Annotated in this window: 15 protein-coding genes; all 15 read right to left on the reverse strand. The window is 48.2% G+C overall.

Annotated features, from left to right (window positions below; genetic code table 11):
* Positions 1-435, reverse strand: a complete 435-nt coding sequence (locus BLS14_RS19610) for a DUF4280 domain-containing protein (protein ID WP_090953532.1) — start codon at positions 433-435, stop codon at positions 1-3.
* 15 nt (positions 436-450) lie between these two features.
* Entirely contained in the window at positions 451-966 is a 516-nt protein-coding gene (locus BLS14_RS19615) for a hypothetical protein (protein WP_090953534.1), read from the reverse strand.
* A complete protein-coding gene (locus tag BLS14_RS19620; RefSeq protein ID WP_090953535.1) occupies positions 966-2,072 on the reverse strand; it encodes a pentapeptide repeat-containing protein in 1,107 nt (368 codons plus the stop codon). Before BLS14_RS19620 ends, BLS14_RS19615 begins: the two co-directional genes overlap by 1 nt.
* Before the next feature lie 37 nt (positions 2,073-2,109).
* Entirely contained in the window at positions 2,110-3,525 is a 1,416-nt protein-coding gene (locus BLS14_RS19625) for a phage baseplate assembly protein V (protein WP_076288032.1), read from the reverse strand.
* A 21-nt stretch (positions 3,526-3,546) separates the two neighbouring features.
* Positions 3,547-4,182 (reverse strand): hypothetical protein, encoded by a 636-nt coding sequence (locus BLS14_RS19630; RefSeq protein WP_090953537.1) that lies wholly within the window; start codon positions 4,180-4,182, stop codon positions 3,547-3,549.
* Positions 4,183-4,214: 32 nt separating this feature from the next.
* Complete coding sequence (locus tag BLS14_RS19635) at positions 4,215-4,988, reverse strand: DNA and RNA helicase (RefSeq protein WP_090809865.1); 774 nt, start codon at positions 4,986-4,988, stop codon at positions 4,215-4,217.
* Positions 4,989-5,019: 31 nt separating this feature from the next.
* Positions 5,020-7,671: an Hsp70 family protein gene (locus tag BLS14_RS19640; protein ID WP_090809863.1), complete on the reverse strand. Its 2,652-nt coding sequence runs from the start codon at positions 7,669-7,671 to the stop codon at positions 5,020-5,022.
* A gap of 32 nt (positions 7,672-7,703) precedes the next feature.
* On the reverse strand, positions 7,704-8,393 hold the full coding sequence (locus BLS14_RS19645) for a hypothetical protein (protein ID WP_063567935.1): 690 nt from the start codon (positions 8,391-8,393) through the stop codon (positions 7,704-7,706).
* Between the two features lie 7 nt (positions 8,394-8,400).
* The gene (locus BLS14_RS19650; protein WP_090809861.1) at positions 8,401-9,693 is read right to left on the reverse strand and encodes a normocyte-binding protein; all 1,293 of its coding nucleotides are present in this window, start codon (positions 9,691-9,693) and stop codon (positions 8,401-8,403) included.
* Positions 9,693-11,537, reverse strand: coding sequence for a SpoIIE family protein phosphatase (locus BLS14_RS19655; protein WP_090809859.1), 1,845 nt, complete (start codon positions 11,535-11,537; stop codon positions 9,693-9,695). Before BLS14_RS19655 ends, BLS14_RS19650 begins: the two co-directional genes overlap by 1 nt.
* Before the next feature lie 40 nt (positions 11,538-11,577).
* Positions 11,578-12,459, reverse strand: coding sequence for a PP2C family protein-serine/threonine phosphatase (locus tag BLS14_RS19660; RefSeq protein WP_256336598.1), 882 nt, complete (start codon positions 12,457-12,459; stop codon positions 11,578-11,580).
* Complete coding sequence (locus tag BLS14_RS19665) at positions 12,444-12,977, reverse strand: FHA domain-containing protein (protein WP_090809857.1); 534 nt, start codon at positions 12,975-12,977, stop codon at positions 12,444-12,446. The genes BLS14_RS19660 and BLS14_RS19665 overlap by 16 nt, the downstream gene beginning before the upstream one ends.
* 42 nt (positions 12,978-13,019) lie before the next feature.
* Complete coding sequence (locus tag BLS14_RS19670; protein WP_090809855.1) at positions 13,020-13,571, reverse strand: FHA domain-containing protein; 552 nt, start codon at positions 13,569-13,571, stop codon at positions 13,020-13,022.
* Between the two features lie 42 nt (positions 13,572-13,613).
* Positions 13,614-14,075, reverse strand: a complete 462-nt coding sequence (locus BLS14_RS19675) for a J domain-containing protein (protein ID WP_090809853.1) — start codon at positions 14,073-14,075, stop codon at positions 13,614-13,616.
* A 126-nt stretch (positions 14,076-14,201) separates the two neighbouring features.
* The gene (locus BLS14_RS19680) at positions 14,202-14,627 is read right to left on the reverse strand and encodes a hypothetical protein (protein WP_053781361.1); all 426 of its coding nucleotides are present in this window, start codon (positions 14,625-14,627) and stop codon (positions 14,202-14,204) included.
* Positions 14,628-14,749 lie beyond the last annotated feature (122 nt).

Below are 14,749 nucleotides of genomic sequence, written 5' to 3' on the forward strand. Positions count from 1 at the left end.
TCAAAAGTCCAACTGCTGACCGTCATCCTCGATGACGATATCTCCACCATACATACACTTGTGCGTACAGTGACTAAGCAGCGCAGCCTTCCCTTCCACTTTGGTATCTCCCTTTCCGTGAAGCCAGGGCATGGTCAGCACGGGAACGCAATGCGCTTTCTTAACCCCATAGATATCAACCATCGTACTTGCCGCTACTGCTGGATTTAGTGGATTGGAACAGTTACCGAACGACCCAATATGGATGCCCGGAACATAATCCTCAACGGTCATCTTCGCTTTCCCCTTGATATATACGCCATGACTGAACGGGATTTTCAATCGTGTACGCTGTGTCCCGCAATTACATTTCAGAATTGCTCCTGCAACGACATAGCCTTTGGAGGCTTCTTCAGCCGTATGAATTTGGGCAGCTTGTTCTTGACTTTGTGCCATCGTAACCTCTCCTTTCTAATTGGTTTGCTCCAACTCCAACGGAATGAATTGCACTCCCGTGACATCTCGCCGAAGCATGCTCTCAGCCAATGCTAGATTGACAATGATTACGGTTTCGCGCATCTCCATCAATTGGAACAGAGGTACCTCAGGGAATTCTTGCTTTAGCACAATCCGCTCCAGACTTCCATCTATTCGCCTACAAGTATGGGGAGACAATACGTTTGCCAGCGCAGGGGGGTGAATGGCCCAATATGTCTCCTGGGTCATTCGCTCCTTGTCCGTTAATACGGTGGCCCTTCGCTTGAGATGGGGACAATACAATATAAGTGTTTCAAGCAATTGATCTGAAACCAATGGGACAGGCTGTTCCAAATAATCCGTATAATCCACATGGAATCCACTTCGCACATAAAGGTTAATCGCGGTATGCTCACTGCCCGAATCATGAAAAGCCTGATTCCAGACCCTGCGTTGCAGTTCTCCGACAGGCTCTGTCTCTACGCGGTGTATCCATCTGGGGTCAGCCATTAGACGAAAGTATCGGATAACCCTCGCCTCCTCTCGGCATCGTCAAAAATTGCCCCCTCCACATCAGCACCCTCCCATAACGTATCAGTCAGATTGGCTCCACGGAATATGGCTCCACGGAGGTGTGCCCCTCGGAAGTCAGCACCTGAAAGGTTTGCATTTTCGAAGTTAAGCGCATCGTACTCTGGCCCCTGAGGGAGTCCTTCCGGATGTCCCGTCTCCCCGATTACCTCCTTGAAAACAGCTCTTTCCAGAGAACAACCGCTGAAATCTGCCCCATATAGAATGCTTCCGGTGAAATCGGTGTTCTCCAGACTACAATTGCGCCAACGTGTCCCTATCAAGACACAGCGTTGAAAATCGGTAGAATGCATATCGATACGATCAAAACGGCTGTAACGAAAATCCAGATCGCTGCATTCCATTTTGCTCATATCCAGTCCCTGAAAGTGCGCATACATGACCTCCAGACCATCACTTTCTTCCAATGCTTCACCAATCTCCTCAATGCTCCTATTCCTTCGATCAAGACGAAACACGCACTCGCTGGCATCCAAGTATTCTCCCGCACGTACTTCGAATATCTGTTCCAGTTCCATAAGAGAGTTCCACTCAAAGTCCTCCAGCGCGCGACAGCTACGGCGTATGAAATGCACAATATAACGATTCACCAATGCCGCTTCCTGTAGCATGATTCGGTCCAGTTCTACCGCTGTAACGGTTCCTTGATAGCGAGGAAGTTCTTCTCTTAGTCTATTGAGCATCCGTTCAAGACACTCATAGGCCCAATGGAACGAATAGAACGAACGGATGGGTGCACGATCCAGCAACCATGAAGCATCGCATGCTTCGACCAGAACATTCATAGCTCCTCCAAGAAGTTCAGTTCGCAGCATAGAATATTGAATATAAGCGATCCGTCCTTTCGCTCCACGCTTTTGCACATCGCTGACTTCCTGAATCATAAACCTGAAATGACTCAAGAACTCGGCTGTCAATTCCGCATGCCTTGTATGCAGCGTATGCTGCAAATCATCCATAAGCTTGTCCCGCGCAGGTTTCACCTGATGGGTATAAAAATGTATTACAGATTCCTTGCGAACCATCGGAACTTCCCCCTCCTGCCCTTTCTGTCATACCATGCTAGTTGGCTTTCACTTCCGATCCACTCATTTTTGCCTGTCCATCCAATTTGAACGTTCCTCCTCCACCTTCGAGCAACAATTGCGAATCAGCAGATAATGTTATTTTCTTCCCGGCTTTGAGCGAGATATTACCCCCAGCAGACATCCGAACCTGCTGGCTTCCGATGATCTGGATGCCCTCGTCCCCGCTGAGCCGAATGAACACCTCGCCCTCTTTACTGCTAATGGAAATGGAATCTGGTGTCAGTCTGATTTCCTTTCCATAGGGCGTTCGGAAAATTTTATGGTCCGGTTTGTTCAATTGATTCGTTCCGGTTATCTGGTTATCCAGACGAGGTGCTCCTGTCGCGTAGGCCTCTTCTTCATTTTGCGTTGGAAAATAGACAGCGACTGGATCCCCCACTTCAGGCATGACATACCAACCTGTCTGCCCCTCTGCAATGTAAGGCGACTGATACAGCAGCCACAACGCTTCCTCTTCCTCCTGTTGTTCATCACAGTCCAGTTGCACTCTGACATGACCGCCATGTACTGAAAGGATACGACCAAGCAATGAGCTTCCAGCAATTAATGGATTGTAATATGTCTTTTGTCGCAGTCCTCTATGAAGGCTAAGTACATATTGGTGTTTTACGATCCCTCCCACAAGCTCGGTATATGCCTCAGTCACATATAGGCTCCTGCCCCGGAAAGTAATATGGTGTCCAAGCTCCATGACCTGGTCTGTCTCGATTTCGTATATAATGAAGTCCGATTCATTGACCTTTAACGTATCGTTTTCTGTAAAGTACATGAATGGCGTCATATTTTTGCGGATTGTATAGCGTGTATTGTCTAGGTCAATTGAATTTCCGTGCTCAAAGACGCCAAAATAAAATTTTGGGCTATCAAATTGGGCGGCAGGCATCAAGCTAGTGTGAAAGCGAGAAGCAAGTCTCCTGAGAAATGCCCAATCCGTTTCTTGATATTGCACAGCAACCTTAGCGATCTTGGCCCCGCCTGTTCCCTCATCAATTACATCAAGTCCCGGATAATGCTGATCCAGTTCCTTTAGTAAATCGGGCAACGTCATTTTGACATTTTGAAACGTTCGCGTCCTTTTTGTAATATCCATCCGGTATGTATGCGAGATAGCCTCCACTTGGAGCGTATATACACCTCTCACAACCTGCACTTCAACAGATAACGGAATGCCTTTGAACAACGGACTTTTGTTTCCATCCTCATCTTTTTGCCATACTTCAATGGAAGTATCACGGTCCGTTACATCGACATAGCGATCTTTCCATTCTTCGGACACCATACCCTTAAACACGAGCCGAGTGTGCTCATTCATCTTTTTGCGGATCGTAAGTTCTTGCAAATGCAGCAGTTCATATGGTTCAATAAGCAGATTCTCATAAGTCAGACTCATGTTCCCCATCTCCTTTCAGTCTCAAAGGATCGCAAGTGAGTTCAGAATCATCTCGCCAGGCTCCTGCCAATCCCTTTTTTCTTCATCTGTGCAATTAAATCCGTATACAAGAACGGACTGGTCCAAAATCGTAAAACCGATATGGTTGTAAATCTGATTATTCAACCCCTGTACGGAAAACTGGCAATAGCCCATGACATGTCCCATTTCTGTAGTACGAACGCCGTGTTTGTCCCATTGTCTGACAGGCTGCGTTCCGCGAACGACATTCGCCATCGTTTCGGTAAAGGAAGTCAGTTCCGCTTCCGAAATTCGATGCTCCAACCTGTTGAACGTAAAATTGACCGTGCCCGAGTCGTTCGTGTAGATCCATTCCGGCCGATGAGACGAAGGATACTTTATGCTCGCTTCCTTCTCTGAAATTAAACGCAACGAACGGGGAAGGGATATGCTTACCCTACTGTCGTACAACTCAGTGCGTTTTAGAAACACATTCTCCTTTCCAATACGGAGCCTCGCTGGTAGCTCTGCTGAATCAACAGCCTGGGATTTATATACCAATCTAACCGCCTCTTCTACTTCACCATTCTGATCATCCACTTCATTTCCACGTTGGCTATATAATATTGGAATCACTTTGCGATCAAGATATTCCATATGAAGAACACACTTCCTTTCCTTTTGATGAATCAATCCACAATCATACGATGCGGTCCGCCCACCGGCATACCCGAACGTCCCGTTCCCCGACCTGCATTCGCCAGTATACGATCCAGATATCGATGAATTTGCGCATTATCGTATTCTCTGTACTCCAGCCCCAATCGACTGGCAATGTGATGCAAAATGACGCTGCGCGCAACGGTTCCTTCATTGAGACACATCATGGCGAAGACCAGATCCTGGGGATCAGAGGTACCCGTTCGAAGCAATCTGTCGGCATAATCCTTCATGACAACAGGGGATAAGGTGCTTGCTTCCTCGGCTGCATAAGGGACATGAATGACATGCAGTGTGTTGAACTCCGTTGCCAAATCAGCAAAGGTCTGGTAGTCCCGCCGCAGCCGGGCCCCTTCCTTCAACTTGAATCGAGCCAGCTCCAACTCTCCAGATGTGCATGTTGTCTCTTCATCCAAAAGCAGTTCCGAATGGCTTATCGTCATGTCACTCACGGTTTCCTCCGCAGTAAACTGAAGCTTCACCACATTGACCCGGCCCGTAGCCTGGTATGCCAGTTCCATAGGCTCTGTCAGCATATAAAGCCTCCCTTTATGCAGCACCATTCCAGGGGAGACGACCAACTTGTCCGGGAACACTTCTACCTCTGCACCTGCAAGGATGCCGTCTGCATAACCACGATAATACAGTTCGATGTAGTCTCTGGGGAAATCGCGTAGCCCCTCCAACATGGATGTTTTCAGAATTCTTCCCTTGTTAAAATGCGGATACGAATATGTGAACATGAGCGGTGTCCCTCCTTTCTGCTCTTGGTCCTCACTTCATTCCGTCAAAGAAGTCGAGTTCAGACAAGTCTGTTTCAAATGGAAGCAGCTTCTGCGGCCCCAGATACAATCGTTCATTCCTGCGGGCAACCGGCAATACATGAAACCCCCAATGACGGTCATCTGGAAAAACAAAAAACTTCGTTTCTCCATTCACAATAGAATCCGTATCATCCTGCGGGATTTTATCTCCGTATTGATCCCGGATGTCTTCGTAGAGCACCTCTTTATAGGCATCCGGACGGTTGGCATAGACGAATTTCTGTCTCAGCTGACCATCGCTTCCGCTCAGGTACAACTCCACTTCTGCCGTCTCGAATGGACGGGAAATGCTGCCCGGAATGCCGTCACTCCGATCCAGACTGCTGATCAGCATTTTTTCACGTCCATTATGCGTGTAGGCACTTACGGTATAAGGAATTACAGCGGCATCATGCGTGATGTCGGCTTGAACGCTTCCTGTTTTGCGGGCACTCAGATAACGAATCGCCCCTCGAAGGCAGGCAAGTTTAAGATCAGGCACACGCCCTTCCGCAGGTTTTTGCCGAAACTCAATGCTTCTGCCTGGAACGAACTCTTTCAGTGCTTCCCGAAATACATCAATGCGGCAGGACTGACCTGTCAACTTGATAATCGAATATTGGCTCATCCGCCCTTGCCGATAGAAATCATCCAAAAACTTGCGAACCACCTCATAAATATCAGCCTTAATCAGCTGGGTAATTTCCTTGATATTAAACACCACATCGGGGAACTCATATTCATCCTTCAGTTCACCACTACGTTCCACGGACAGAAACCAACGTTCCATGGTCGTGATCTGCAGGTCACTATCCCCATCGTCCTCCATCTCCGAGTGGAATCGGTTACGTAAGATGCCTGTTTTGCGAAAAAATTGCTGCTTCATCTCTTCTGCGATTTCCCACAGAAAGTAGAAGTTGCCTCTCACCCGCAAATACTCATCTCGTGAACGATTCTCTCGACGCGCAAACGCGGTAGGGATGATATGTTCTGCCTCCTCATAGCGTTGTTCCAGCTTCTGATAAACGGACTTCACACCCTCTTCGTCCACCTGACGGAACACATCCGCACCCGGTGCCTCGATCAGGCTATCGATATCCGTCACCTGACGTCGTCCGCTATAGTAGTCGGCGAATATGATCTTCATGAACTGCATAATACGATAGGTAATGTTGTGACCTCCGAAGTTCGTGTCCCCATTTTCGTATGTAGTATGGATATCCAGCTTGTAAGCCATATGTCCGTCCTCGATCGTAAATGCACAAGATGACAAGTCAGTTGTTCCACCGCCACAATCAATCACGAGCGCATGATACGTCTGCCCTTCCATGAAAGCACCGCGTTCCATCCCGTCGGCAAGGGTGTTATAGAGCACAGCCATTCCCTCATCCAGCGCATATGTCTGCTCAATCCGATAATCCGGAAGCATCTCTCCGAACATCTGCAAAAATTGTGCTTTCATCTTCACGGGACTGGTAAAATGCACATGGCGAAACTTACACTTGAACTGATGCTCTGCCGTTCGGATGATGTAATTCATGTACGCACGCAGCAGATCCATACGAGAAACCATGGCCGCATTGCCATGAACATCGACGATCTCTTCCATTTTGTTGTAATTGTTCACCCAGCGCTTCATGCTGCGGAAGACACTCGCCCGGCTGCTGTACCCTCCCCGACGCATGCTTCGCAACGCTTCATAGCCGAACTCGTAACGAATGTTCGCTGGATCTGAGCACTCCGCGACACCGATGGCCGTAGGCAGAACCTCGATCCAGTCCGTGTCTTTGTATGTAGGATCGGGAAAAGCCACATAGTTAATGGCATCCATACGAACCCGCCCATTCAGTAAATCCTGGCTGCTTGGTGCCTGAATATAACCATTATGCAAATAGGCGCCTGCCGTCGTGTTGGAGGTGCCAAAGTCAATTGCAAGTACAGCGTCTGTCGGTTCGAGTTCCCGGATGTCCAGATCGGCCAGTGGAATTTGAGTATATTGAATATGAACCGGAGGAAGAGGCCTGCTAGAGTAATAGGTCTGATATAGATATTCCGAATCGCGTTTACGGAAAAAGAGAAGACTGTACTGTCTGTTTCCCGATCGTTTCCAGGTCGATCCACTTCCTGCAGTCAAATAAAAGGTTCCGGATATGGACTCGTCCTTAACCAGATTAAAGATGCCACACAGCTCCATACTCTCATTGACCAAAAGTACGTTGGATTCGGTTAAACCACCCGGTGCCGTGACTACGTACTGATCCAGCTTGTCCACTTTCAATCCTTCGTACAGAATCAGCCGCGCGGGCACACTAATACCTCCATCACTGCTCATAGGAGCCGTCATATGACGAGAAATGGCCTTTTGTATGCGCTCGAATCCGCCTTCCAAAGACTGATCGATCCACAATACATCGTCCGCTCCCAAAAATTTCAGAATAATCCGAATCAGTTCTTCACGCTCCGTGCGGGGCCCCAATCCCTCAACCAGTCGCTCCTTGTAACAAATATTCCGTAATTGAAATGTGGTCATGTCCATCAACTCTTCGCGCGTATAACGCATGGTTCCTCTGGCCCGTTCCCTGCCCGTGGCATCGGGATACAATCGGTATGAATAGCCGTTCATCTATACTTCCTCCTTACAACTGCTGATGCTGCTTAATATAGGGCAATACCGTCCTGTATCATCGTATAGTCCACATCCAGAATGCCAAAATGATGCCCCCAGTATATTTCCGTGTCAAAACGAACCGGCAGGAAGAGTTCAAGAATCAATTCCAGCTTCTCCTTCGCTTCCGTCCGTTCTACCTGACCAATATATAAGAGCAATTCATCCTTCTCCTCACAATTGGCATAAAGGGTTGAACGCGGGAACATCCGGACAAGAGTATCCCTCAGCAGATGAACGGCCTCTCCCGTATCGTACAGACGGAGCATATTGCAGGCGATCACTTCCTGTTCCTCCCGTCCGAACAACTCCAGTCGCCGCCGTATCCGTTTCCCGTATACACCCGAATGCATATCATTCAAAATGAAGCGAATGTAATACTCCCTTTTATTCATCCCCTGCATCAAATCCATATCCGCCAGAAAATGAATGACCAAATCAAAGAGCGTCTCCCGCAATTCCACCTGCTCTTCGTTATTGATATCGAACAAATCCCTGAAAATATCAAAAAAACGATAATACGGATTGACTTCAATCGTACGTTCCACGTCTGAAGCATTCAGGTTCGTATGACTTAATTCCATGTATGGCGAATATACACGTGCAGGAACAAAAGTTACGTCTCTCAGATCAGTTCCATTACGCTTGGCGCGAATAATCAGATCCCATATATAATTCATGTTGAGCTCACATCCATTCCCCTTCGCAGCGATATTCAGGGAAAGCCAACTGGATCTCGGATACCAGAAAGCTCAGCAAATCATCCAGAAAAATAGCCTGCTCTGGCTGAATTCCGTGTTTGCTGAACCTTAAAATCATTCGATGTTTATCTGCCTCAACACGGACATGATCGCTAACAAATCCATTAAGCGGGTACGTGATGCCCAGGGTAGGCCCAGGTGCCACCACTTTCACATCTTCCAGTTCCAATCCCTCCGCTGCCTGGAAAGCATGAACCATGCGGGCAATCTCCCCTTTGGATCGTACAGAGCGTCCTTCCTGACGCGCATATTTACCGGCAAACCCTTCCCGTTTGTTGTTGGAAAACAGCGGAAAGTCCATCCTCCCAATGCGGGTTGCGACGGGACCGGCTATTTTCAACACCGTCCATGAATCGGATTTCTCCAGCGGAGATACGATGGTGATATCTTCTTCCGATCTTTTGATATATCGAATATGCGATTCGTCTCCATCCACTAAATATCCGTGCTCAGTCCCTGTTTTGCGGAGCGGTAACACATGTTCATAATTGATGCGGTCCGAAGCCGGGACAGGGAATCCACCTGTTTTCATATCAAGCTGCTGAATATTCCAAAGGGGGATCATGTTCGTTCTTTTATATGACTCAAACTCCTCCAAATGGATTGAAAGTTCTTTGACCACATGCTGTTTGTCCCATGCATCTCCATCGTCCGAACCCACTAGAACACAATCAACGAATTTGAACACATAGGGTGCATTAATCGATTTCCATGGTAGGCTGTTTTTACGAAAGACCCGGTACAGTTCTTCAATTTTGGAGATATACGCTGTACTTGATTTCAACCGAACCGTTATGGCATGTCTGCCTTCACTCGTTACAATCTCCCCGCGGAATGTCCGATTACTTTTCAGCAGGGATTGGAGCTCCTGTTGCCCACATTCCATGTAGAACGTGAATAAATTCATCTCTTCCTTACGTGCCAGCGCATCTGAAGCCTCGCTCAAATAAACAGTCTGCGGTGCAACATCCTCCGGAAGAATCGGATACAGAAATTCATGAATGGGGTCCAAATCTTCCCGCGGACATAATGTGACATATACATCGTGGCGTTCCTCCAGCGGTACCACCTCGTCAAACACACGTTGCTCGATCTGTTTGTTTAGCGTCTCCTGATACTCCACCAGATTAAGAAAAACACCTGTCATGAGGTCTTTGAGTATGCGACGTTGTTCCAGATCCTCCATCTTGTTTAGACGGTCACGAATAATATCTTTCATCACGAATCTCCTTCTTCCGTTGCTTCCTGTTCATTCGCTTCTGCCTCGGTGGTGTCGGTGCTTCCTTTAGCCTTTGAAGCGGAATTAATGCTAGCATTGCTTGTCGTTTTCCCTGAAGAAGACCCGGAGCCAGAAGCATCCGCAGTCCCACTTCCGGCCGAAGAGGCATTACCCGCAGAAGAAGTACTTCCCACTGAATTGCCTGCGCTCATTCCTCCCGCATTCCCGGTCCAATCCGAGTTCAAACCAGACGTCTCTGTTGTTCCTAACCCTGCCGCATCCTGAGTAAGATCAACCGCCGGTACAGGTGGATTCAGTTTCTCATCCAGCTTATTTATTTTCCGCTCCATAGCCAGCACCCGTTCCAACATATCGATCTCCTGATAAATTTCCTGTGCCGAAGCATAGGCATCCATGGCGCCACTATAATCTCCGGCTTCATTGAAGCGGTCACCCTTCTGTTCCAGCGTATCAGCTTGAAGCTGTCTGGATTGGCGCTTGATATCCGCCCGTTTAGTTTCGGCCGTCTCCAGTTTGGTGGCAACTTCCTTCAGCGCTTCCTTATAAGCTGTTTCCGTAGCCGCTGTTCTGGCCCTTTTATACAAAATGATCGCTCCACTGTAGTCTCCGTTCTGGAGTTTTAGATCGCCCTCGGTGATCCAGTCTTGTACTTGCTGAAAGGTGGTCATCTGTTCCAAACGTTCCTGAATGACTTCACGGTTGAACATATTGTAGGACTCAGACAATTCCAGTGCTTTGGTGTAACTGGCGGTTGCCTTGGGAATATCCCCTTCTTTCAGATGAGCCTCGCCGTCAACCAATGTCTGAGCAGCAGCCATCTTCGAAGTCAGCAACTTTTTGTGCACAGGGTCCTTTACTTTGATCGAATTGTTGCGAGCAAGACTGTAATCTGAGACGGCCTTGGCGTACTCCTGTTCCTTCACGTACTGGTCAGCGTTCTGTTCGTATTGCAGCATATCTACGACCAGCTCGGCTTTTTTGGCTGCGCTTTTCACCGCGTAGAATATGCCGGCTCCGCCAAAAATCAGGAGCATAATCAACATGATGGCAATCCGTTTAATCCATTTCTTACGGTTCTTGGGTTCTTCATGAAAAATCTTGTTCACATAGATGGCTGCCGCACTATAATTCTCGATTCGTGAACGTTGCTTGCTGAGCATCACTTCTTCCAACGTGTCGGCCAGCGCCTGCGGGTCATTGGCACCTTCCACCGCATCAATCATCTCGGCATCCTGCACGCCTTCCCATAATCCAGGGGTGCATAGAACAAGCACATCACCATCGGCAAGCTTGACCTTATCGGATACATACGGTTTGATCATGCCAGGTTTGCCCGCGTATTCATTCAGATTGCCGCGTTCATCATGCTGATCCACACGATCCTCTGCAATCTGGCCTTCCGCTGCCAGTTGGGCAGCTACACTATGATCCTTGCTTTTTAGTGCAAGCCTATTTCCCCGGAAATGATACAAGCGGCTATGTCCGGCCGATGCCCACACCATGCGTGTATAATCCGTTACAACAATAACGAATCCCGCTTTGAGTCTGACCCGGCGGCTTTCATACTGCAACCATTCATGTGCGATCTTGATATATTCCGTGAGTCTGCGTTTGGACATGGTTGGCTTTTCCAAAAAGGATTCCAGAATGGTCTGTACTGTGATCTGTGCACTATTCACTTCCGTATCGGTATCCAGACCATCTGCAATGACATAACAAGCCCAGTCTTCCAGTTCAACGCAGCCGTAGAAATCCCGATTTTTCAGGAAAGACCCCGCCTCTGAGACAAAAGCCGTCTTGAATTCACTGTTCTCCTTCCTCATCCGTCTCCCCATTTCCCGTCCCTGTGCGTTGCCCGATCCGTTACCATCCTTGCTCCAAAATGATAATCGTGGCGTTATCCTGATGCACGAGCTGTTTTTCTTCAATTAAATCAATGATGGCCTGGGCTGCATCAAATGGCGGAATATCTTGCGCCAGAATGGTCTCCAGTTCCATCTCCGTGAGGGAGTTGTATACCCCATCACTGCATAACACAATCTTGTCCGCCGGCTGCAGTGCAAACGGCTCGTCCGCGATTTCCATTTGTTTAAAATGGTCGTACCCCAAATAGTTGACCAGCCTTTTGCGCTGCGGATTGTCAAGTGCCTCCTGCTCCGAGATCTCTCCAGACATATACTGTTCTTCAAGTTGACTTTCCAGTGTATGCTTATGATTGATGGCAAGCAGCTCTCCATTGCGAAACACGGCCAAGATGCTGTCTCCTACCGCACCCCAATACAGATCCTTTCCCTTGATCATGGCAGACACCAAAGTTGTCCCTCCGGGAACGCCCAGCAAATTCCGAAGGATGGCCTGATTTGCCGCATGGGAACAAGCATCCCAGAACTCTTCCGGATCAGGAAACCGCTCCAACTCTTCAAACTCCCGGATAAATGTTTCCACGGCAGTCGTACTCGCCACTTTTCCACCGGACAATCCACTGATCCCATCGGCAAGTACAGCAAGTACACCATGTGGCTGCACGGCACAGGCAAAATAATCGTCCTGTTCATTGCGAGCACCAATGGTCTGTCCATTGCCAATCTGAACTCCAACCGGTCTATCGTCACGCTGCCTTACCGGAATCCGGCTTCGTGCGAATAACAGCAACCAAATCAACAAACAGCCACCCGCAAGAACCCAGTAGGGTGTTAGCTCCTTGTCGTTCCACAAAATCATGAAGGTGTTCACTGTTGCTCCCATTCAAAGTGCACACCGCACAATGGAATGAAAATGAATTTGCTGCGTCCCAATTGAATAACATCGTAGGCAGCCAGTTCCACCGGAGAATAGACTGCTTCATTATTGTGATATGCGAGGCCAGAAGCATCGCCGGGCAGCAAATAGAAATTCCGCTTTTTGGGATCGTACACAATCACCGCGTGATTACGCCGAGAAATCGTGTTATCCCCGAGGATGCGAACATGCATCTCTTCCGAACGTCCAATAAAGTTCTTTTCAGCCATTATTCGATAATCCTGGCCCATCTGCGGACCCTCGATGCACACCATCCATCCCGTTACCGGTTCGATTCCTGTCGTTTCGCCCAGGTATGGCATCGTTCTGTCATCCTCTGCCGTACGAGGTGCGCGTGGGATTGCACCCGCTGCCTCAACATTACTGGTAGCTGGCGATTCAACGGCCAGATTGCAATATGGACACGTATTGCCGTGTCGTCTCGTGCTGAACATATGTCCGTTTCCACATCTAGTCAGACTCATTTCGTTTCATTCCCCCGTAAGCTTGTATGATGTACGCCAACGTTATTTCACCAAAATGCGGGTATTGGCAATATAAATTAAGTCTCCTGCCTCAATCAGGCTGGGTTCTTCGATTTCCAATTTGGATGCTCTGCTTTGATTTCCTTTACGTACACCTACCCCACTGGCCGAGTCGATATCCTCGATAAACCATTGACCCGAGGCTTTGTTCAATACGGCGTGTTGCGAGCTAATGAGAGACGCATAGGGTGTATCGGACAGATCAATGTCAGCCTCGCTGTTCTTCGAACTTTTCCCGATCAAAACACTCGTTTCGCCCTGAATATACCATTCCTTCACACTTGTGCCGTCGTCGTCCAGGAGGACTAGCTTCACGACACGCGAAGACAATTTCTTCTTTTCCACCTTGGTGGCTGGCATGTATTTAAAAAACAGGTATGCTCCTCCAGAGAGGACCACGATAATTCCAGTTACCCATTGGGCACTCATATCCCGGTTGATGATAAATATGTAATACAGCACGGCTAACGAAATCATGGCGACGCAAGCGTCAAGCCCCATCGTCAATACCGACCTTCCTCGTTTCACTTCCATAACCTCCGCCTGAACCGGCTTGATCCATAACGAGCTACCGGTCTACTTTTTTCGAATTCCGAAATATCGGTCAAACATGGCGGACATATCCATTCCTTTATTGGGACCGGCTTTGCCACCGTTTGGACTTTCCTTGCCTTTGGGGTGATAGCCAAAAAATTGTTCGAACTGTTCCTGCATCCGCGATGGATCCGACCACACCTTCTCGGCATTTGCACTCCCGGACTTCGCATTGCCTTTACTGGATCTGGCTGTATCGGATGCTGAACCCTTCGCTTGACCTGTATTACGTCCAGTGTGAAGCTGCTGATCATATGCTGCTCTAAGCTCGGAATTTCCGAGTGTACTGTATGCCTCATGTACTTGCTTGAAACGCGCTTCTGCCTGTGCATCTCCCCCATTGACATCCGGGTGAAATTTCTTCGCCAATTGACGATAAGCCTTCTTGATCTGCTCCGGAGAAGCTTCACGTTCTACACCAAGCACGGCATAATAATCTTTCATGGTATTCTTTCCTGCCTCCCTGCCGTATTCGGGCGTAAATAAAGATTAAGGGGCACCAGGGCCCCTTAACTTGACAGCGTTGTTCTGGACCAAAACGAACTGGCCCAAGACAACAGTTGTTCCCTTTTATACAGGGAAGCCGCCCTCAATTTTAGTGAATTCAGTTTTATCTTTTTTCTGTTTGATGAACAGGCTGAATTCACCTACGCCTTCGGTATCACCGAAGCGCTCTGTGTAATCCACAACAAATGCGTTAGGCAAGTAAATTTTGCGTACCACTTGATCTGCTGCAACCACTTCCAGGGTTACTTTGCGGTAGCAATCCGCTTTTTCAGCAGGCACGAGGGACCACAAAGCAAGTTTCATCGTGTCATCTGCATTGTCACCGTCGGTTGCAGTGATAATTTTGCCGCTGATGCGAAGTGTTGCGCCTACATCTGTGGATCTAGCGTTGGAATCATCTGGTGTATCCGTGTCATACACAACTGTACGGATATTATCCATTCCCAATTCGATTGTTTCTGCGCCTTCTACTTTCAATACAAAACCCATTAATAAAAACCTCCTTAAGATTAGGAAAAAATGTGCCCGGTATGCTCCCCATCTCGGGAGAGGTACCGGAATATATGTATAAAGGCAAGACGATGAAGTCTGCCTCTAACACCAAAATAAAT

It is taken from the genome of Paenibacillus sp. OK060 (assembly GCF_900101205.1).
Classification (GTDB): domain Bacteria; phylum Bacillota; class Bacilli; order Paenibacillales; family Paenibacillaceae; genus Paenibacillus; species Paenibacillus marchantiae.